18 protein-coding genes and 1 riboswitch are annotated in these 19,354 nt (G+C 73.4%); of the genes, 14 read left to right on the top strand and 4 right to left on the bottom strand.

Annotation, left to right across the window (positions count from 1 at the left end):
- Window positions 1-112 precede the first annotated feature (112 nt).
- Both trpD and ACFW6P_RS09415 read left to right on the top strand, forming a co-directional pair.
- Window positions 113-1,177 (top strand): anthranilate phosphoribosyltransferase, encoded by a 1,065-nt coding sequence (gene trpD / locus ACFW6P_RS09420; RefSeq protein WP_386423297.1) that lies wholly within the window; start codon window positions 113-115, stop codon window positions 1,175-1,177.
- A gap of 78 nt (window positions 1,178-1,255) precedes the next feature.
- Window positions 1,256-1,372: riboswitch (SAM riboswitch) on the top strand.
- A 127-nt stretch (window positions 1,373-1,499) separates the two neighbouring features.
- Window positions 1,500-2,867 (top strand): aminotransferase class V-fold PLP-dependent enzyme, encoded by a 1,368-nt coding sequence (locus tag ACFW6P_RS09415; protein ID WP_386423296.1) that lies wholly within the window; start codon window positions 1,500-1,502, stop codon window positions 2,865-2,867.
- A 178-nt stretch (window positions 2,868-3,045) separates the two neighbouring features.
- Here ACFW6P_RS09415 and ACFW6P_RS09410 read toward each other — a convergent pair whose 3' ends face one another.
- Complete coding sequence (locus ACFW6P_RS09410; RefSeq protein WP_274815696.1) at window positions 3,046-3,327, bottom strand: Lrp/AsnC family transcriptional regulator; 282 nt, start codon at window positions 3,325-3,327, stop codon at window positions 3,046-3,048.
- Window positions 3,324-4,085 carry a rhomboid family intramembrane serine protease gene (locus ACFW6P_RS09405; protein WP_386355110.1) on the bottom strand — a complete coding sequence of 254 codons (762 nt, stop codon included), beginning with the start codon at window positions 4,083-4,085 and terminating at the stop codon, window positions 3,324-3,326. The genes ACFW6P_RS09410 and ACFW6P_RS09405 overlap by 4 nt, the downstream gene beginning before the upstream one ends.
- A 159-nt stretch (window positions 4,086-4,244) precedes the next feature.
- Here ACFW6P_RS09405 and ACFW6P_RS09400 point away from each other — a divergent pair, with 159 nt between their 5' ends.
- The 5 genes from ACFW6P_RS09400 (at window position 4,245) to ACFW6P_RS09380 (ending at window position 9,604) form a co-directional block, all read left to right on the top strand.
- Window positions 4,245-4,484, top strand: coding sequence for a hypothetical protein (locus ACFW6P_RS09400; RefSeq protein WP_386355113.1), 240 nt, complete (start codon window positions 4,245-4,247; stop codon window positions 4,482-4,484).
- 37 nt (window positions 4,485-4,521) lie between these two features.
- Window positions 4,522-5,871: an NYN domain-containing protein gene (locus tag ACFW6P_RS09395; protein ID WP_386355116.1), complete on the top strand. Its 1,350-nt coding sequence runs from the start codon at window positions 4,522-4,524 to the stop codon at window positions 5,869-5,871.
- Between the two features lie 247 nt (window positions 5,872-6,118).
- Complete coding sequence (locus ACFW6P_RS09390; RefSeq protein ID WP_386423294.1) at window positions 6,119-7,159, top strand: NlpC/P60 family protein; 1,041 nt, start codon at window positions 6,119-6,121, stop codon at window positions 7,157-7,159.
- A gap of 213 nt (window positions 7,160-7,372) precedes the next feature.
- Complete coding sequence (locus ACFW6P_RS09385) at window positions 7,373-8,386, top strand: NlpC/P60 family protein (protein ID WP_386355122.1); 1,014 nt, start codon at window positions 7,373-7,375, stop codon at window positions 8,384-8,386.
- Window positions 8,387-8,419: 33 nt separating this feature from the next.
- On the top strand, window positions 8,420-9,604 hold the full coding sequence (locus tag ACFW6P_RS09380) for a hypothetical protein (protein WP_386355125.1): 1,185 nt from the start codon (window positions 8,420-8,422) through the stop codon (window positions 9,602-9,604).
- 37 nt (window positions 9,605-9,641) lie between these two features.
- On the opposite strand, the gene ACFW6P_RS09375 is transcribed toward ACFW6P_RS09380, so the two are convergent.
- Window positions 9,642-10,877 carry a glycosyltransferase 87 family protein gene (locus tag ACFW6P_RS09375; RefSeq protein ID WP_386355128.1) on the bottom strand — a complete coding sequence of 412 codons (1,236 nt, stop codon included), beginning with the start codon at window positions 10,875-10,877 and terminating at the stop codon, window positions 9,642-9,644.
- Between the two features lie 117 nt (window positions 10,878-10,994).
- On the opposite strand from ACFW6P_RS09375, the gene ACFW6P_RS09370 reads away from it, so the two are divergent.
- Entirely contained in the window at window positions 10,995-12,137 is a 1,143-nt protein-coding gene (locus tag ACFW6P_RS09370; RefSeq protein WP_386355131.1) for a glycosyltransferase family 4 protein, read from the top strand.
- A 25-nt stretch (window positions 12,138-12,162) separates the two neighbouring features.
- Here ACFW6P_RS09370 and ACFW6P_RS09365 read toward each other — a convergent pair whose 3' ends face one another.
- Window positions 12,163-13,959: an AMP-dependent synthetase/ligase gene (locus ACFW6P_RS09365; protein WP_386355134.1), complete on the bottom strand. Its 1,797-nt coding sequence runs from the start codon at window positions 13,957-13,959 to the stop codon at window positions 12,163-12,165.
- Between the two features lie 296 nt (window positions 13,960-14,255).
- Between ACFW6P_RS09365 and ACFW6P_RS09360 the strand changes: the two genes are divergently transcribed.
- The 6 genes from ACFW6P_RS09360 (at window position 14,256) to ACFW6P_RS09335 (ending at window position 19,328) form a co-directional block, all read left to right on the top strand.
- On the top strand, window positions 14,256-15,053 hold the full coding sequence (locus ACFW6P_RS09360; RefSeq protein ID WP_386355137.1) for a metallophosphoesterase: 798 nt from the start codon (window positions 14,256-14,258) through the stop codon (window positions 15,051-15,053).
- A 107-nt stretch (window positions 15,054-15,160) separates the two neighbouring features.
- Entirely contained in the window at window positions 15,161-15,601 is a 441-nt protein-coding gene (locus ACFW6P_RS09355; protein WP_386355139.1) for an SRPBCC family protein, read from the top strand.
- A gap of 55 nt (window positions 15,602-15,656) precedes the next feature.
- Complete coding sequence (locus tag ACFW6P_RS09350; RefSeq protein WP_386355142.1) at window positions 15,657-16,826, top strand: ArsA family ATPase; 1,170 nt, start codon at window positions 15,657-15,659, stop codon at window positions 16,824-16,826.
- Window positions 16,827-16,889: 63 nt separating this feature from the next.
- Complete coding sequence (locus ACFW6P_RS09345) at window positions 16,890-17,390, top strand: DUF5304 domain-containing protein (RefSeq protein WP_386355145.1); 501 nt, start codon at window positions 16,890-16,892, stop codon at window positions 17,388-17,390.
- 133 nt (window positions 17,391-17,523) lie between these two features.
- Window positions 17,524-18,477 carry an ROK family glucokinase gene (locus ACFW6P_RS09340; protein ID WP_386355148.1) on the top strand — a complete coding sequence of 318 codons (954 nt, stop codon included), beginning with the start codon at window positions 17,524-17,526 and terminating at the stop codon, window positions 18,475-18,477.
- A 104-nt stretch (window positions 18,478-18,581) separates the two neighbouring features.
- Entirely contained in the window at window positions 18,582-19,328 is a 747-nt protein-coding gene (locus ACFW6P_RS09335; protein WP_386355151.1) for an endonuclease/exonuclease/phosphatase family protein, read from the top strand.
- Window positions 19,329-19,354: the final 26 nt, after the last annotated feature.

Raw genomic sequence — 19,354 nt, 5'->3', positions numbered from 1 at the left:
GGGCCCCGTCCGGTGTTCGGACGGGGCCCTTCGCCCTGCCCCGGGCTGGATAGGGTGGACCACGTCGAGACTCTTGTCCCGCGGTGCGGGACGCCTGACCCTGGAGCGGCTTATGAGCGCTGTGACCCCCGCTGGAGGCGACACCGCGGCGGGCCGCTCCTGGCCCCTGCTGCTGAACGGTCTGCTCGAGGGCCGGGACCTGACCGCGGACGACACCGCCTGGGCGATGGACCTGATCATGCGGGGCGAGGCGACGGACGCGCAGATCGCCGGGTTCGTGGTGGCACTGCGCGCCAAGGGGGAGACCGTCGAGGAGATCACCGGGTTCGTCCGGGCGATGTACGAGCACGCCAACGTGATCGAGGTGCCCGGCCCGGCCGTCGACATCGTCGGCACGGGCGGCGACGGCGCCAGGACCGTCAACATCTCCACGATGTCGGCGATCGTCGTCGCCGGCACGGGCGCCAAGGTCGTCAAGCACGGCAACCGCGCGGCGTCCTCGGCGTCCGGGGCGTCCGACGTCCTGGAGAAGCTCGGCGTCAACCTGGAACTGCCGACGCACCGGGTGGCCGCGGTGGCCGAGGCGGCCGGGATCACCTTCTGCTTCGCGGCGAAGTTCCACCCGTCGATGCGGTACGCGGGCGCGGCGCGCGGGCAGTTGGGCATCCGGACGATCTTCAACGTGCTGGGACCCCTGACCAACCCCGCGAAGGTCCGGGCCCAGGCCGTCGGTGTGGCGGACCCGCGCATGGCGCCGATCGTCGCCGCCGTCTTCGCCGAGCGCGGCAACTCCTCCCTGGTCTTCCGGGGTGACGACGGCCTCGACGAGCTGACCACCACCTCCACGTCCCGCGTGTGGATCGTCCGGGACGGCAAGGTCGCCGAGGAGGCCTTCGACCCGCGCGACGTGGGCATCGACCTGGTCCCCGTGGCGGCCCTGCGGGGAGCGGACGCCTCCTACAACGCGGAGGTCGCCCGGCGGCTGCTGGACGGCGAGACCGGCCCCGTCCGCGACGCCGTCCTGCTGAACTCGGCGGCCGCCGTGGTGGCGCTGGAACCGGGCACCGGGACGCTCGCCGAGCAGATCCGCGCCGGGATCGCGCGGGCGGCCGAGTCGGTCGACTCCGGTGCCGCCAGGCGGGTGCTGGAGCGCTGGGTGGCCGCCAGCAACGCGTGACCCCCGCAGCGTGAGGTGCGTCCCGCGATCCGGACCGGGTTGCGGGACGCCGATCACTTCCCGTACGTTCCTGTACCAGGTCATGAGTGACAGTCATGAGGCCCCGGCCGACTGTCCGGCAACCCTCCGTCCGTGGCGGGGTGCCCCGGGTGAAGACCAGGCCGTGGTCAGCAAGGTCCACGGCAAGCGCGGACCCCTCGCCACACCAGGGGTCCTGGTCGTCGAGGAGTCTCCCGTGAGCAAGCGAATGCGCTAGGGCCGCAGAGCCCCGCCTCCGCACCCTTCTCTTCTCTTCACCCTTCGCCCTCACGGGAGTTCAGCCATGTCCGTCTCCACCGCTGCCGCCGTCCAGTCCGTTCGTGCCCCGCTGCCCGTTCTGGGACGGGACGTCACCGTGCCGCTCGTCACCGGCGGCGAGGTCACCTACGCCGCGCTCGACTACGCCGCCAGCGCCCCGGCGCTCCAGCGCGTCTGGGACGACGTCGCCGCCTACGCGCCCTACTACGGCAGCGTCCACCGGGGGGCCGGATACCTGTCCCAGCTCTCCACCGACCTGTTCGAGAACGCCCGCCGCACCGTCTTCGAGTTCCTCGGCTGCCGGGACGGCGACCAGGTGGTCTTCACCCGGTCCACCACCGACTCGCTCAACCTCCTCGCCGCCGCGCTCCCGGCGGACTGCCAGGTCTTCGTGTTCGAGACCGAGCACCACGCCTCCCTGCTGCCCTGGCGCGGCGCCCGCGTCACCTTCCTCGACGCCCCGGACAGCCCCCGCCGGGCCGTCGAGACCCTGGAGCGCGCCCTCGCCGCCCGGGACCCCCACGGGCCGGCCCTGGTCTGCGTCACCGGCGCCTCCAACGTCACCGGCGAGCTGTGGCCCGTACGGGAGCTCGCGGCGGCCGCGCACGCGCACGGTGCGCGGATCGTCCTGGACGCCGCGCAGCTGGCCCCGCACCACCCGGTGTCGGTCGCGGACCTGGACGTCGACTGGGTCGCCTTCTCCGGGCACAAGCTGTACGCGCCGTTCGGCTCCGGTGTCCTGGCCGGGCGGGCCGACTGGCTGCGCGAGGCCGAGCCGTACCTCGCGGGCGGCGGCGCGAGCCGCAGGGTCGGCCGTCGGGCGGACGGGGGAGTGGACGTCGAGTGGCACGACGGCGCCGCCCGTCACGAGGCCGGGTCGCCCAACGTCATCGGCGCCTACGCCGTCGCCTCGGCCTGCAGGGCGCTGACCGAGGCCGGTTTCGACACCCTCGTCGCCCGGGAGCGGCAGCTGCTCCGCATGGTGCGGGAGGGCCTGGCGGACGTGCCCGAGGTGCGGTTCCTGTCGCTGTTCGGGGACGACGTGCCGCGCGTGGGGGTGCTCTCCTTCGTCGTCGAGGGCTGGAACAGCTCCCACTTCGCCGCCGCCCTGTCCGCCGAATACGGCATCGGCGTGCGGGACGGGCTGTTCTGCGCCCACCCGCTGGTGCGCACGCTGCTCGGCAGCGACCCGCAGACGCAGGGCGCGTGCGGTGCCCCCGAGGCCGGGCCCGGTGAGAAGTCGCTCAACGCGATCCGGGTCAGCTTCGGCGCGGGCACCCCCGACGAGCACGTGGAGCGGTTCGTGCGGGCCGTGCGGGAGCTCGTCACGGACGGCGCGCGCTGGACCTACCGCACCGAGGACGGGCGCTGCGTGCCGGACACCTCCGCCTGAGCCCTTCCGGCCGCCGGGGGCAGACGGGGGCCCGGGAGCGGGATCAGCACGACCGAGGACAGGGCGGCCACACGACGGGTGGATGCCCATGGGCCCGATCCCGCGGACGCGACCCGGACAGCGGCATGAAGCCCGGACGAAGAACTCCTCATCCGGGATCCTGCACTCGGGGGCGGGCCTAGTTGTCCAGGCCGATCGAGAACGCCGCCTCCAGGTCGTGCTGCGAGTACGTGCGGAAGGCCACGTGCGTGTCCGTGCCCTCGACACCGGGGATCTTGCTGATCCGGCCCGGGATGACCTCGGCCAGGTCCTCGTGCTCCTTGACCCGGACCATCGCGATCAGGTCGTAGGTGCCGGTGACGGAGAAGACCTCGCTGACGTTGTCCAGCGCCGCGATCGACTCGGCGATCTCGGGGATCCGGTCCACGCTGGTCTTGATGAGGACGATCGCGGTGATCACGGCTGGTTCTCTCCCTCGGGGGCCGGAGCAGGGGCGGCCTTCACTCTAGTGGGGCCGGTCGGGCGGCCGTAGCGGACCGAGGCGTAGCCGAAGCCCAGGCCGAACCCGATCAGATGGGCGAGGTAGGCCACGCCCGGCCCGTCCGAGGCCCGCCCGGCCGCCAGCCACTGCAGCGCCGCCCAGAACGGCAGCACGATCCACGCGGGGAAGCGCACCGGAAGGAAGAACAGGAACGGCAGGAGGCTGGTCACCCGGGCCCTGGGGAACAGGTACAGGAACGCGCCGAGGACCGCCGAGATCGCCCCCGAGGCTCCGACCAGGGACTGCCCGGAGTGCGCGTGGGCGACGGCGTAGCCCAGCAGGGCCAGGTAGCCGCAGCCGACGTAGAACAGGGTGAACTGCACCCGGCCCATCCGCTCCTCGGTCATCGCACCGAAGACGTAGAGGAAGAGCATGTTGCCGAGCAGATGCACCCAGCTGCCGTGGACGAACAGAGCGGTCACCGGGGTGAGGGCGGAGACGCCCGCCCCCTCGGAGCCGTCGAACAGTTCTGCGGGGATCACGCCCCAGCGGCGGAAGTAGGCCCGCTGCGCTCCGAGCAGTTCGTCGCCCGAGCCGTACGCCGGATTCAGGCCCGAGGCGGGTCCGGCCAGGAAGGCCGCGCAGCACAGGGCGATCAGGGTGTACGTCACCGGCGCCGTCGCACCCCCGACCGATCCGCCGGCCCGGACGAGCGTCGCTCTCCACTTGCTGATCATGGACACAGAGCATGACGTAACCGGACGCATCCGTGCAGACCGCCTCGCCGCCGTGGACGCGTGGGCGGCGAGGACCCGGCAGGCCGTAGGGTTACGGACCACACGCACCGGGGAATCCGGTGGCGTCACGGACACTAGAAGGAAAGAGAACAGGTCACGATGACGGTTCCCCTCCCGACCGCCGAGACGCGGTGGCGCTGCACCCTCTGCGGCAACCTCACGCGGTTCGACGTGACCCGCTCGTCGAAGGTCGTCGAGTACGTCCATCTCGACCTGGCCGGAGAGCCCAGGGTCGAGGAGCGTGAGGTGCTCAGTGAGACCATCGAGTCGGTGCGCTGCCGCTGGTGCAACGCGGTGGACCAGGTGGAACTCGTGGACAGGCCGGGCGCCGGCTCCTGAGCGGAGCCGGGCCCGCACAGGCATGGGGGTGTGACGGATGGTGGAGACCACGGGCGGGGGGCCGGGCGACGGCGCCGCCGAGGTGCTCGACCGTCCGCTGCCCGACGGCGTGCGCCGCAAGGTGGTGCAGATCGTCTCCGACGGCTTCGGCTCGCTGACGGTCGGCGAACTGCCCGCGCAGCTGAGGCAGTACGCCCGCTTCGCCCCGAACCGCCGCGCCAAGTTCGCCGGCAACGCCATGGCCGCGGCCCTGGAGACCGACCCGCTGTTCCGCCAGCGCATCGGGGAGAAACTCAGAGAGGGCCAGCCGGAACTGACCGGCGCCCTCGACTCCGGCTCGCCGCCCCCGGCCGCGGATCCGCTCGACGTGGCGGCCGCGGCCTACGTACTGCGGCCGCCGGGCTGGGTGAAGCTCGTGGCGGCCGCCGGCGAGGAGGCCCAGCGGGCCCACGCCGAGCGCGCCGACGAGGAGAGCCGGGCCGAGCTGGAGCGGCTGCGCGCCGAGCTCGCCCGGGCCCGCGACCACACCCGCGCCGAGACCGAGCGGCTGCGCACGGAGCTGGAATCGACAAGGAAGGAGACCGAGTCCCTGCAGCGCAAGCTGCGCGCCGCCCAGAGCGACGTCAAGCGCGGCGAGGCGGCCCTGCGCAAGATGCAGGGCGAGATCGAGGCCGTCCGCGCCGAGGGCCAGGCCCAGGTGTCCGCCGCCGAGAGCGAGACCCGTCGCCTGAAGGCCCGGCTGGGCGAGAGCGAGGCCGCCCTGGAGGCCGCCCGCCGGGCTGCGCGCGAGGGCCGCAGCGTCGAGGACATGCGGGTACGACTGCTGCTGGACACCCTGCTGGACGCCACCCAGGGGCTCCGCCGCGAGCTGGCCCTGCCGCCGGTGTCGATCCGGCCCGCCGAGACCGTCGACGCCGTCGAGCCGGGCCGGATGTCCCCCAAGGACATCGCCGCCCGCGCCCTGTCCGAGAACGATCCGCAGGTCCTGGACCAGCTGCTCGCGCTGCCGCAGGCCCATCTGGTCGTCGACGGCTACAACGTGACCAAGACCGGCTATCCGCAGATGCCGCTGGAGAAGCAGCGCCTCAGGCTGCTCGGCCAGCTCTCCCAGCTCGCGGCGCAGAGCGGCGCCGAGGTGACCTGCGTCTTCGACGGCGCGGAACTGGCCGCGCCGGTGCTGCTCGCGCCGCCGCGCGGTGTCCGGGTGCTGTTCTCCAAGCCGGGCGTCACCGCCGACGAGCTCATCCGCCAGCTGGTGCGCGCCGAACCCCCGGGCCGCCCGGTCATCGTGGCCTCCACCGACCGCGAGGTCGCCGACGGGGTGGCCCGCGCGGGCGCCCGGCCCGTGGCTTCCGCGATGCTCCTCAAGCGCCTTTCGCGCGCCTAGGAACCCTACGGGCGATGCGCAACATCCGGGCGGGATGCCCCAATTGATGGGACCCGTGGGCCACGTTGCGTCAAGTGCGGTGCACCGCCTGTGAGTCCCGGGAAAAAGTTCGCCACCTGTGACGCGATTTTTCATCTGAGGATTTGAACTGATCACAGGAGGGTCACTAGGGTCAGGCCCCGAACCTCCGCTCGGGTGATCACTCATCGGGAGAGACGGCGGAGGGGCCAGAAGGAGCTTTTCACCCGTGGCGTCCCACCGTCGTCCGAAGCAGCCCAGCCGCGCACGTGTGACCGTGCTGACCACCGCCGCCGCCGCTGCCGTCGCCTTCAGCTCGCAGGCCGCCAACGCGGCCCCCAGCGAGAAGCCGAGCAAGGACGAGGTCAAGGCGAAGGTCGACAAGCTCTACGAAGAGGCCGAGCACGCCACCGAGAAGTACAACGGGGCCAAGGAGAAGCAGGAGAAGCTCCAGAAGGAGATCTCCACCATCCAGGACAACGTCGCCCGCGGCCAGGAGGAGCTCAACGAGCTGCGCGACAGCCTGGGCCTGGCCGCCGCGTCGCAGTACCGCACCGGCTCCATCGACCCCTCGCTCCAGCTCTTCCTCTCCTCGGACCCGGACGACTACCTCGACAAGGCCTCCACGCTCGACCAGTTGAGCAGCCAGCAGGTCGAGGCGCTGAAGAAGGTCCAGGAGAAGCAGCGCGAACTCGCCCAGCAGCGCGCCGAGGCGTCCGAGAAGCTCAAGGACCTCGCCTCCACCCGCGCCGAACTGGGCGAGAAGAAGAAGGAAGTCCAGGGCAAGCTCTCCTCCGCCCAGAAGCTGCTCAACACCCTCACCGCCGCCGAGAAGGCGCAGCTCAAGGAAGAGGAGAACCGCGCCAGCCGGACCGCCGAGCGCGACGCCCTCACCGCCAAGACCCCGCCCAGCTCGGGCCGCGCCGCCGCCGCCTTCGCCTTCGCCCAGAGCCAGCTCGGCAAGCCCTACGTCTACGGCGCCACCGGCATGAGCTCCTACGACTGCTCCGGCCTCACCTCCCGGGCGTACGCCGCGGCCGGCGTCCAGATCCCGCGCACCTCCGAGGCCCAGACCGGCGCCGGCACCAAGATCTACTCGGTCAGCCAGCTCAAGGTCGGCGACCTGGTCTTCTTCTTCAACGACCTGCACCACGTGGGCCTCTACGCCGGCAACGGGCAGATCATCCACGCCCCGCGCACCGGCACGGTCGTCCGCTACGAGTCGATGAACACCATCGGCGGCCCGTTCATGTTCGGAGTCCGGGTCTGACCCACCCTCCTCGCAGCCCCCTCGACCGGGACGCCGCATCCGCCGAACGGGCGAATCACGGCAGCCCCGCGTGAGCCCGCGCCCTGCCCTTGACCTGCGTCAGCGGCGGGGCGTCCTGGTGACCTCCCACGGACGGTCGTTGGCGGTCCCCCGCCGCGGGGCTACTGTCTGGCGCGTTTCCACCGTCCGCCAGCGGAAGGAGAGCGGCTTCCCGTGGGGTCCCATCGCCGCCTTGCACCACCCGGGTTCGCCCGGGGCGCCGGTGCCGCCGTCAGCTTCCTGTCCGTCGCGGCCGTCACCCTGGGCGCTGTTCCGGCCCTGGCCGCGCCGCACGACGACACCCGGGCCACGGTGGACCGGCTCTACGAGCAGGCCGAGAAGGCGACCGAGGCCCACAACGCGGCCGACGAGCGCGCCGACGAACTGCGCGAGGAGATCGGCACCGCCCGGGACCGGGTCGCCCGGCAGCAGCAGCGCGTCAACTCCCTGCGGGATTCGCTCGGTTCCCTGGCCGGCGCGCAGTACCGCTCGGGCGGCCTCGACCCGTCGCTCGCCCTGCTGTTCTCCGACGACCCGGACGACTACCTCGACAAGGCCTCCCGCCTCGACCGCCTCACCGCCCGCCAGGCCGGGGAGCTGAAGGGCCTCCAGGACGCCCTGCGCGAGCTCGCCCAGCACCGCGAGGAGGCCACGGCCGCACTCCGTGAACTGGAACGGACCCGCAGGACCGTCGCCGCCCACAAGAAGACCGTCGAGCACAAGCTGGCCGAGGCCCGGCGCCTGCTCGCCTCCCTGCCGGAGAGCGAACGCGGCGCCTACGGCCGGGCCTCCCGCTCCGGGCGCACCGGCCTGCCCGACCTCGGCGGCGCCACCGCCGCCTCGGGCCGCGGCGCCGCCGCCGTCGCCGCCGCCCGCAGCGCCCTCGGCAAGCCCTACGTCTGGGGCGCCAACGGCCCCACCGGATTCGACTGTTCGGGCCTGATGCAGTGGTCGTACGCCCAGGCCGGGGTCGCCCTGCCGCGTACCTCGCAGGCCCAGCGCCACGCCGGCCGGCAGATCCCGCTGTCCCAGGCGCGCCCCGGGGACCTGGTCGTCTACCGGGCCGACGCCAGCCACGTCGGGATGTACATGGGCAACGGCCAGGTCATCCACGCGCCCCACCCCGGCGCGCCGGTGCGCTACGACCCGGTCGGGATGATGCCGGTCACGTCGGTCACCAGGGTCTGACCACCGGCGCCCCGCGCCCGTACGATCGGGAGCGTGGCGGGTCGAAGGTCGGGGTCCTCGGTGGTGGCGCTCGTGCTGCTGCTCGTCGCCCCGGTCGGGTGCGGCGGCCCGTCCGCGGCCGACAGCGCCGGGGCCGACGTCCAGCGGCTGCTGGACCGGCGGGCGGCGGCCGTCCTCGACGGGGACGAGCGGGCCTACGGACGCACCGGGAGCGAGGCGGACTTCCCCCGGCTGCGCACGATCCCCCTGGCCGCCTGGTCGTACCGCGTCACCGGGCTGCGCCGCACCGGCGACACGGCCACCGCCGACGCGGAACTGCGCTACCGCGTCGCCGGGTACGACCGCGCCCCCGTGACCGCCGGCCGCACCCTGCGGCTGAGCCGGGACGCGGCCGGGCACTGGTCCGTGGACGCCGACCGGCCCGCGACGAAGTCCGCGCAGCAGCTGTGGGACCAGGGAGAGGTGCGGCTGGTCCGGGGCACGCGCAGTCTTGTTCTCGGCGTCGGGCAGTCCGCCCGGTCGCTGCGCCACTTCGCCGGCCTGGCCGACCGTGCCGTGCCCGCCGTGTCGGACGCGTGGGGCACTGCCTGGAGCCGGCGCGTCGTCGTGCTCGTGCCGCAGTCGCTGGAGGGGATGGCGGGGCTGCTCGGCTCGCCGGCCTCCTCGTACCGCGGGATCGCGGCGGTCACCGCCGGCGAGACGGGCGGCGGGGCCCGGACGCCCGCCGACCGGATCATCGTCAACCCGGACGCCTTCGCCCTCCTCGGCAGCGTCGGCGAGCAGGTCGTCGTCACCCACGAGACGGCCCATGTCGCCACCCGCGCCCACACCACCCCCGCCACCCCGCTGTGGCTGTCCGAGGGGTACGCCGACTGGGCCGGCTACCGCGCCGCCGGCCGCACCCCCGCCGACGCCGCCCCCGAACTGACCCGTGCCGTGGGCCGGGGAGAGCTCCCGGCCGCCCTCCCGGCCGACGGGGACTTCGGCTTCACCGGCGACGCGAGCCGCCTGGCCCGGGCCTACGAGAGCGGCTGGACGGCCTGCCTGATGATCGCCGACCGCTGGGGCGAGTCCGCACTGCGGGACTTCTACCGTGCGGTCGGGGAGCACCGGGAGCGCCGCGGGGCGGTGGAGGAGGCGATGCGGGACGTGCTGGGGACGACGCCGGAGGCCTTCACCCGGCAGTGGCGGGAGCACCTGCGCGACCGGCTGGGCTGATCCCGGGGCGGTGCGAATGCCCTGGCGGCCGGCCGCCTCAGGAGGAGACCGGGGCCTCGTCCGCGGGGGCCCGCCGGGAGGGCGGCGGAGCGGGGACCGCGCCCGGGACCGTCGCGCGCCACAGCGCCCGGGCCGCGATCAGCGAGGCGGCCACCAGCAGGCCGTTGCGCACGAACAGCAGGGTCAGGCCGAGGCCGTCGCTCGCCACCACGCTCGCGAAGTACAGCGGGAACTCCAGGACCGTCACCAAGCACGCCACCAGCACCAAGGCGACCGGCAGCCGCATCCGGCTGCCCGGCAGGCACAGGCACACCGCCGCCAGCCCGACCAGCCACACCATGTACTGCGGGCTGATCACCCGGCTCGTGGTGGTGAACAGCAGCACGGCCACGAAGGCCGCGTCGGCGAGGGTGTGCTCCTCGAACTCCCGGGCCAGCAGCCGCCACAGCACCAGCCAGCCGAAGGCCGCCCCCGTCAGGAACAGCGCGCCCGTGCTCACCTCGCTCACGTAGGGCCCGAGGAACTCGATCGAGCCGTAGTTCAGCAGCACCGTGCCCTCCCAGCCGAAGTGCCGGGCGACGTGGAAGACCAGCGCGCCCAGCGACTCCACCTCGGTGCCCCGGTCGCGCTGGAAGGTCAGGAAGGCGAACGCGCCCGGCATGGCCAGGACGAACACGCCCGTCACCGCGAGGCCCGTGACCAGCGCCGACACCCACGCGCTGCGCCGCCGGGCGGCCAGCAGCAGCATCGCGGGCCATACCTTCAGCAGGGCCCCGAAGGCCGCCAGAGCCCCGAGCGTCCTCGGGTGCCGGGCGCCCGCGAGCAGCGCCGCGACCGCCACGGCCGTGACCATCACGTCGTAGCGCGCGTACACCGTCGGGCCGAGCAGCGGCACGCCGACCACCCACACCCAGGCGCCGCGCGGCGTCCGGCCCGGGCGCCGGCCGGCCCGGGCCAGCAGGGCCAGCACGGCCAGGTCGGTGGCGCAGGCCAGGGCGAAGAAGGCGGTCGCGTAGTCCCAGAAGGGCAGCAGGCCGGGGGAGAGGATCGCCAGCGCGGCGGCGGGCGGGTACTGCCAGGTGACGTCCTCCCGGGGGAACGTTCCGGTGCGCAGGACGTCGTACCAGCCCTGGTAGATGACGTGCACGTCGCTCGTGACGTCCGGGCCGGGGAAAACGTACACCTTCAGCACGAACAGCAGCAGGACCAGCCGCGTGAGACACCAGACCACCGGCAGCCACGCCAGGGACCGCCTCGTGCCCGTCGTCTCCACCTGATCCCTGCCCGTCCGCGTGCCGTCTCGAAGGGCCATGATGGACCCGCCGGTTGCGAGCGTGCCACACGGGCCGCCCCGCGGGACGGCGAGGGGCGGTTCGGTAGGGTCGGCGGCGTGCGCAAGACCCTGATCGTGACCAACGACTTCCCGCCCCGGCCCGGGGGCATCCAGGCGTTCCTGCACAACATGGCGCTGAGGCTGGATCCGCAGCGCCTCGTCGTCTACGCCTCCACCTGGAAACGCGGCCGGGAGGGCGCCGAGGCGACCGCCGCCTTCGACGCCGAGCAGCCCTTCACCGTCGTACGGGACCGGACGACCATGCTGCTGCCGACCCCGGGCGCGACCCGGCGGGCCGTCGGGCTGCTGCGTGAACACGGGTGCACCTCGGTGTGGTTCGGGGCGGCCGCCCCGCTCGGGCTGATGGCACCGGCACTGCGCGCCGCCGGCGCCGAGCGGCTGGTCGCCACCACGCACGGCCACGAGGCCGGCTGGGCGCAACTGCCCGCAGCCCGGCGACTGCTGCGCCGCGTCGGCGACTCCACGGACACGATCACCTACCTCGGCGAGTACACGCGCTCGCGGATCGCGACCGCCCTGACCCCGGAGGCGGCCGCAGGCATGGTGCGACTGCCGCCCGGGGTCGACGAGAAGACCTTCCACCCCGGGTCGGGCGGAGACGAGGTGCGGGCCCGGCTGGGCCTGACGGACCGGCCGGTCGTGGTGTGCGTCTCGCGGCTGGTGCGGCGCAAGGGCCAGGACACGCTGATCCGGGCCATGCCCCGCATCCTGGCGGCCGAGCCGGACACCGTGCTGCTGATCGTCGGCGGCGGCCCGTACGAGAAGGACCTGCGGCGCCTCGCGCACGAGACCGGCGTCGCCTGCGCGGTGCGCTTCACCGGGGCCGTGCCCTGGTCCGAACTCCCGGCCCACTACGGCGCCGGGGACGTCTTCGCGATGCCCTGCCGGACCCGTCGCGGCGGCCTCGACGTCGAGGGCCTCGGCATCGTCTACCTGGAGGCCTCCGCGACGGGCCTGCCCGTCGTCGCCGGTGACTCCGGCGGCGCGCCCGACGCGGTCCTGGACGGCGAGACCGGCTGGGTCGTGCGGGGCGGCTCCCCCGAGGACGCGGCCGAGCGCGTCGTCGCGCTCCTGGGCGACGCCGAGCTGCGCCGCAGGATGGGTGAGCGGGGCCGGGCCTGGGTCGAGGAGAAATGGCGCTGGGACCTGCTGGCGGAGCGCCTCGAGGAGCTGCTCTAGAGCATCCCGGGGGCGCCCCGAGGGGTCACTTCGCGTACAGCGCCTCGATCTCGTGCGCGTAGTCCTTGGCCACCACGTTCCGCTTCAGCTTCAGCGACGGGGTCAGGTGGCCCGAATCCTCGGAGAACTGGGAGGGCAGGACGCGGAACTTGCGCACCGACTCCGCCTTCGACACCGCGGCGTTGCCGTCGTCGACCGCCGCCTGGATCGCGGCCAGCAGGTCCGGGTCCTCGCACAGCGACGCCGCGGTGGAACCCTCCGGCTTGCCGTGGTCCGCGCACCAGCGGCCCAGGAACTCCTCGTCGACGGTGACCAGCGCGCCCACGAAGGGCCGCCCGTCGCCCACCACCATGCACTCCGCGATCAGCGCGTGCGCCCGGATGCGGTCCTCGATCACGGCCGGGGCGACGTTCTTGCCGCCCGCGGTGACGATGATCTCCTTCTTGCGGCCGGTGATCCGCAGGTAGCCGTCCTCGTCGAGGGTGCCGATGTCACCGGTGTGGAACCAGCCGTCGGCCAGGGCCTCCGCGGTGGCGCCGGGGTTGTTCCAGTACTCCTTGAACAGGTGCTCCCCGTGCAGCAGCACCTCGCCGTCGTCGGCGATCCGGACCACCGAGCCGGGCAGCGGCTGCCCGACCGTGCCGATCTTCTGCCGGTCCCAGGGGTTGAACGCGGTGGCGGCGCAGGTCTCGGTCAGGCCGTAGCCCTCCAGGACCGTGAAGCCGATGCCGCGGAAGAAGTGCCCCAGGCGCTCGCCGAGCGGGGCGCCGCCGGAGATGGCGTACTCGCCCCGCCCGCCGAGGACCGCGCGGAGCTTGCCGTAGACGAGCTTGTCGAACGCCTTGTGCTTGATCTTCAGGCCGAGGGACGGGCCCGAGGGGGTGTCCAGCGCCTTGCTGTAGGCGATCGCGGTGTCGGCGGCCTTGTCGAAGATCTTGCCCTTGCCGTCGGCCTGGGCCTTGGAGCGCGCCGAGTTGTAGACCTTCTCGAAGACGCGCGGCACGCCGAGGATCAGGGTCGGGCGGAACGCGGCCAGCTCGTCGGTGAGGTTCTTGATGTCCGGGACGCAGCCGAGCTTGATCGGCGCCATCATCGGCGCGATCTGCACCAGCCGGCCGAAGACGTGCGCGAGGGGCAGGAACAGCAGCACCGAGCACTCGCCCGTGCGGAACAGCGGGCGCAGCCGCTCCACGATGTTGCCGCACTCGGCGAAGAAGCTGCGGTGGGTGAGCACACAGCCCTTGGGACGGCCGGTGGTGCCGGAGGTGTAGACGATGGTCGCCGCGTCGTCGGCCCGGGCGATGGAGCTGCGCTCCTCGACCGTCTCGTCCGTGACGTCCCGGCCGAGCCGGCGCAGCTCGTCCACGCCGCCGCCCTCGATCTGCCACACGTGCTTGAGCGCGGGCAGCCGGTCGCGCACCGACTCGACGGCGGCCGCGTGGCCGCCCGACTCCACGACGCACGCGGTGGCGCCCGAGTCGCCGAGTATCCACTGCACCTGCTCCGGCGAGCTGGTCTCGTACACCGGCACGGTCACCGCGCCGGCGCTCCAGATCGCGAAGTCGAGCAGCGTCCACTCGTAGCGCGTGCGGGACATCAGGCCCACCCGGTCGCCCGGCTGGACCCCGGCGGCGATCAGGCCCTTGGCCGCCGCGTGCACCTCGGTGAGGAACTCCGTGGCCGAGACGTCCTGCCAGCCGCCGCCGGCCTTGCGGGCGATCACGGTGACGTCCGGGTGCTGCGCGGCGTTTCTGCGGACGATGTCGGTCAGGTTCCCGTCCGCGGGGACCTCGTACAAAGCCGGAAGGCTGAACTCGCGCAAGACTGCTGCTCCTCACAGGGCGCCGGCGCCACGACGGTGTGTGCTGCGACGGTGCGGTCCAAGGCTCGGGCAGGTGCTCCCGCATTCACTTGTTGAGATGCGGGGCACGACTGGACTGCCCGGACGTTACCCGCCGGTATGGCTTCTCCGACAGGGGGTCGCGTCGAGATGTTCGCTGCGTCACACATCGGGTGCTTCTTCGCGCACAGTAGTCCACCCACGGAATCAGTGGCCAGTAACCGCAGGTAGGGCCGCCACTGTTCACGACTGCGGCGCCCGGCCTACCCTTGATCGCCATGGCACCCACACCAGCCGGAAACAGCAGGACGCGCGTGCACGTGGTCAGCGACGTCCACGGCAACGCCCGTGATCTGGCCCGGGCCGGCGAGGGCGCCGACGCGCTCATCTGCCTGGGCGACCTCGTCCTCTTCCTCGACTACGCCGACCACTCGCGCGGGATCTTCCCCGACCTGTTCGGCGTCGAGAACGCCGACCGCATCGTCGCCCTGCGCACCGCCCGCCGCTTCGAGGAGGCCCGCGCGTTCGGCGCCCGGCTGTGGGCCGGCGTCGGCGAGGACCGCGCCTCGGTGATCGAGAAGGCGGTCCGCAAGCAGTACGCCGAGATGTTCGCCGCGTTCCCCACTCCGACGTACGCCACCTACGGCAACGTCGACATCCCGCGTCTGTGGCAGGAGTACGCCGGCCCCGGCACGACCGTCGTCGACGGCCAGCGCGTGGAGATCGGCGGCCGGGTCTTCGGCTTCGTCGGCGGCGGCCTGCGCTCGCCGATGCGCACGCCCTACGAGATCAGCGACGAGGAGTACGCGGCCAAGCTCGAGGCGGTCGGGGAGGTCGACGTGCTGTGCACGCACATCCCGCCCGAGGTGCCCGAGCTGGTCTACGACACGGTCGCGCGCCGCTTCGAGCGGGGCAGCCGGGCCCTGCTGGACGCCATCCGCCGCACCCGCCCCCGCTACTCCCTCTTCGGGCACGTGCACCAGCCACTGGTGCGCAGGATGCGGATCGGGGCGACCGAATGCGTGAACGTGGGCCACTTCGCGGGGACCGGCACGCCGTGGGCGCTGGAATGGTGACGACCCCGCAGGTCGGGTGAGATCGGCCGGTCCCGTGCGCGGTAGCCTTCACGCTGCACGCACGCACCACGACCTCTTACCGGCCCGCATCTGGAGGAGCCACAGCGATGGCGGAACACACCAGCTCGAGCATCACCATCGAGGCGGCCCCGGCCGATGTCATGGCGGTCATCGCCGACTTCGCGCGCTACCCGGACTGGACCGGCGAGGTGAAGGAGGCGGAGGTCCTCAAGACCGACGCGCAGGGCCGCGCCGAGCAGGTCCGCCTCGTCATGGACGCCGGCGCGATCAAGGACGACCAGGTCCTCGGCTACACCTGGACCGGCGACAACGAGGTGTCCTGGACGCTGGTGAAGTCCCAGATGCTGCGCTCCCTCGACGGCACGTACCTGCTCAAGCCGGCGGGCACGGGCGGCACGGAGGTCACGTACGCACTCACCGTCGACGTCAAGATCCCCATGCTCGGCATGATCAAGCGCAAGGCGGAGAAGGTCATCATCGACCGGGCGCTGGCGGGTCTGAAGAAGCGCGTCGAGTCCGGCGTGTGACCGTCCCGGCGGCGACACCGGGTCCCCCGTCGCACGCCGGGTACCGTTCGGACCCATGCGCACCCTCCTGATCACCGGCCCCGGCGGCAGCGGTCGTACCACGCTCGCGGCCGCGACCGCCCTGGCCGCGGCGGCGCGGGGCACGGACACCCTCGTGCTCGGCACCGACCCCGCCGACTCCCTCGGTGCAGCCCTCGGCGTGCCGACCGGGCCCGTACCGGTCAAGGCCGCCGAGCACCTCACCGCCTGGCGCCCCGACCCCGCCCGGGACTTCCGCGAGGACCTCACCGCCCTGCAGGACCGCGCCTCCTCCGCCCTCGGCCTGCTCGGCGCCTCCCGCCTCGACGCGGAGGAGCTCACCGCCCTGCCCGGCGCGGAGGAACTCGCCCTGCTGCGCGCCCTGCGCGACGCCGCGCTGTCGGAGCGGCACGACCTCCTCGTCGTCGACCTGCCCCCGGCCCCGCGGGCCCTCGCCCTGCTCGCGCTGCCCGGGGAGCTGCGCCGCTACCTGCGCCGCCTGCTCCCGCCCGAACGCCAGGCGGCCCGCGCCCTGCGCCCCGTCCTGGGCCGGCTCGCCGGTGTCCCCACGCCCGCCGAGTGGCTGTACGAGACGGCCGCCCGCTGGGACACCGAACTGGCCGCCGTCGAGGCGCTCCTCGCCGACCGGGACACCGCCGTCCGGCTGGTCGCCGAGCCCGGCCCGGCCGGCGCCGAGGCCCTGCGCACCGCGGGCCTCGGACTCGCCCTGCGCGGCCTCGGCACCGACCTCGTGATCGCCAACCGCGTCCTTCCCGAGGCCTCGCCGGACGCCTGGCTGGCCGGACCGGTCGCCCAGCAGCGCAAGACTCTCGAGCAGTGGCGCCAGACGCACGACGTCCGCACCGTCGCACACCTCGGCCGCGACCCGCGCGGCACCGACGACCTCACCGCCCTCGACGTCCCCGGCGCCGACGGGGAGCCCCCCGCCGTCGAGTGGACCGTGGCCGACCGGATCGCCGAGGACGGCGTGCTCGTCTGGCACATCCCCCTGCCCGGCGCCATACGCGAGGAACTCGACCTGGTGCGTCGCGGCGACGAACTCGTGGTCACCGCGGGCCCGTTCCGCCGGATCGTCCCGCTGCCCTCCGCGCTGCGCCGCTGCACCGTCGACGGCGCCGCCCTGCGCGACGGCGGACTGCGCGTCCGCTTCGCACCCGACCCGAGGCTCTGGCCGCAGACCCGGTGACGCGGCGGCCGGTACGCCCGTTCGGGTACCGTCGGAGGGACGAACCGTAGTCAGGAGTCCGTCATGAGCGAAGAGCTCCCCCCGTCCGGCGACGCCCGTGAAGATGCCGCCGACGAGGTGCGGGTGACCGACGCCGACGCCTGGGCGACCGCCTGCGCCGAGGACCTCGAAGCGGAGAAGGCCCGCCGCCGCACCCGCTACGGCCCGCCCCCCGGCTCCGCGGCGGAGGAGCTGAAGAAGCTCGTCGACGCCGTCGCGGACAAGCTGTCCACCCTGCAGTCCCCGCTGTTCGGCGCGGTCGCGGGACCGGCGGCCCAGCAGGCCGTGCGGCAGGTCGTCCAGCAGGCCCGGGCCGCGGTGGAACCGGTCATCGAACGCAACCCCGACGTCTTCGACCACCTGGCGAGCGCCGGCGGCGAACTGCTCGCGGCCTACCGTTCCGCCGTCCAGGGCCAGGAGCGCCGCTGGACCGGCCGCGACGACCACGACGACCCCCGCGACGAGGACGAACGCCGCGACCCCGGGGACGGCACCGGTCCCGGGCAGCGCATCGACCTCGACTGATCCCCTCGGACCCGGACGAGCGGAACCCGGTGCACGGCCGCCGGGTGTGCCCAGCGTGCGGACGACAGGAACCCGACCCCAGGGCCTCGGGTACCGTTGCCCCTAGCGGGGCTCGACCGAAACTGAGGGATTCATGGGACTCACCATCGGCGTCGACATCGGCGGCACGAAGATCGCGGCCGGCGTGGTCGACGAGGAAGGCAACATCCTCTCGACCCACAAGGTGCCGACCCCGGGCACGCCCGAGGGCATCGTGGACGCCATCGCATCGGCCGTGGACGGAGCGCGTGCCGGACACGACATCGTCGGCGTGGGCATCGGCGCCGCCGGCTACGTCAACCGGCAGCGCTCCGAGGTGTACTTCGCGCCCAACATCCACTGGCGCAACGAGCCGCTCAAGCAGAAGGTCGAGGCCCGCGTGGGCCTCCCGGTGGTCGTCGAGAACGACGCCAACGCCGCGGCGTGGGGCGAGTACAAGTTCGGCGCGGGCAAGGGCCACCGCAACGTCATCTGCATCACCCTCGGCACCGGCCTCGGCGGCGGCATCATCATCGGCAACAAGCTGCGCCGCGGGCACTTCGGCGTGGCCGCCGAGTTCGGCCACATCCGCATGGTGCCGGACGGCCTGCTGTGCGGCTGCGGCTCGCAGGGCTGCTGGGAGCAGTACGCCTCGGGCCGGGCGCTGGTGAGGTACGCCAAGCAGCGCGCCAACGCCACCCCGGAGAACGCCGAGACGCTGCTCGGCCTCGGTGACGGCACGCCCGACGGCATCGAGGGCAAGCACATCTCCATGGCCGCCCGCCAGGGCGACCGCGTCGCCGTCGACTCCTACCGCGAGCTGGCCCGCTGGGTCGGCGCGGGCCTGGCCGACCTCGCCTCCCTCTTCGACCCCTCGGCGTTCATCGTCGGCGGCGGTCTCTCCGACGAGGGCGAACTGGTCCTGGGCCCGATCCGCAAGTCCTACAAGCGCTGGCTGGTGGGCGGCAACTGGCGCCCGGTGGCCGAGGTCCGCGCCGCGGAACTGGGCAACAAGGCGGGCCTGGTGGGCGCGGCCGACCTGGCCAGGGAGCCCGACCCGATCGTGTGACGCGCCGCCGCTCCCGGGGGCGCGGGACACCGCGCGACCGGCCGCACCCGGCCGGCCTTCGCGTACACCCCCGCGCCCCGAGCTCCCGGGCGTAGATTGATCACATGCCCCTGCTCCCCGACTCCCGTACCGAACCCGACGGTTCCGCGGTCATCAGGGTCCTCAGCTACAACATCCGTTCGATGCGGGACGACACGGACGCCCTGGCCCGGGTGATCAGGGCCTGTGCGCCCGACCTCGTCCTCATCCAGGAAGCCCCCCGCTTCTTCCGCTGGCGCAAGAAACTCGCCCGGCTGGCCCGCGCCTGCGACCTCGTGGTCCTCACCGGCGGCGCCACCACCACGGGCCCCGCGATCCTCTGCTCCCTGCGGGCCACCGTCGAGCGGACCCAGGACGTGCTCCTGCCTCCCACGCCCGGACTGCACCGCCGCGGCTTCGCCCTCGCGGTCGTCCGCTTCGCCGACACCCGCCTCGGCGTCCTGAGCTGCCACCTCTCGCTGCAGAAGGACGAACGCCTCCAGCAGGCCGGCCTGCTGCTGGACCGGCTGACCGGCCTGGGAGTGGACCACGCGATCGCCGGCGGCGACCTGAACGAGCGCCCCGAGGGCCCCGCCTTCCGCCGGCTCGCCGAGCGGCTGACCGACTGCCGGGCCGCGGCACCCTGGGGCGGTGAGCACACCTGGACCCCCGCCGACCCCTGCCAGCGCATTGACGCGATCTTCGCGACCGGGGGCGTCGAGGTGCTGGGCTGCGGCGTCCCGCTCGGCCACCCCGGGGTGACCGAGGCGGACCTGAACGCGGCCACCGACCACCTTCCGGTCCTGGCCGCCCTCAGAGTGCCTGCTTCCTAGAGCCTGTCGTCACGGCATATTCCGTC

The sequence above is a fragment of the Streptomyces sp. NPDC058741 genome, assembly GCF_042746715.1.
Lineage (GTDB): Bacteria > Actinomycetota > Actinomycetes > Streptomycetales > Streptomycetaceae > Streptomyces.
The sequence above is the reverse complement of the archived record's forward strand: the minus strand, read 5'-3'. Positions and strand labels throughout refer to the sequence as shown.

Bases quoted from the DNA above. Each gene is read 5' to 3' on its own strand.
- ACFW6P_RS09405 (WP_386355110.1), bottom strand. From the start codon at position 4,085: ATGATCAGCAAGTGGAGAGCGACGCTCGTCCGGGCCGGCGGATCGGTC.
- trpD (WP_386423297.1), top strand. From the start codon at position 113: ATGAGCGCTGTGACCCCCGCTGGAGGCGACACCGCGGCGGGCCGCTCC.
- ACFW6P_RS09350 (WP_386355142.1), top strand. From the start codon at position 15,657: ATGCGCACCCTCCTGATCACCGGCCCCGGCGGCAGCGGTCGTACCACG.
- ACFW6P_RS09360 (WP_386355137.1), top strand. From the start codon at position 14,256: ATGGCACCCACACCAGCCGGAAACAGCAGGACGCGCGTGCACGTGGTC.
- ACFW6P_RS09395 (WP_386355116.1), top strand. From the start codon at position 4,522: ATGGTGGAGACCACGGGCGGGGGGCCGGGCGACGGCGCCGCCGAGGTG.
- ACFW6P_RS09335 (WP_386355151.1), top strand. From the start codon at position 18,582: ATGCCCCTGCTCCCCGACTCCCGTACCGAACCCGACGGTTCCGCGGTC.
- ACFW6P_RS09340 (WP_386355148.1), top strand. From the start codon at position 17,524: ATGGGACTCACCATCGGCGTCGACATCGGCGGCACGAAGATCGCGGCC.
- ACFW6P_RS09345 (WP_386355145.1), top strand. From the start codon at position 16,890: ATGAGCGAAGAGCTCCCCCCGTCCGGCGACGCCCGTGAAGATGCCGCC.
- ACFW6P_RS09415 (WP_386423296.1), top strand. From the start codon at position 1,500: ATGTCCGTCTCCACCGCTGCCGCCGTCCAGTCCGTTCGTGCCCCGCTG.
- ACFW6P_RS09355 (WP_386355139.1), top strand. From the start codon at position 15,161: ATGGCGGAACACACCAGCTCGAGCATCACCATCGAGGCGGCCCCGGCC.
- ACFW6P_RS09400 (WP_386355113.1), top strand. From the start codon at position 4,245: ATGACGGTTCCCCTCCCGACCGCCGAGACGCGGTGGCGCTGCACCCTC.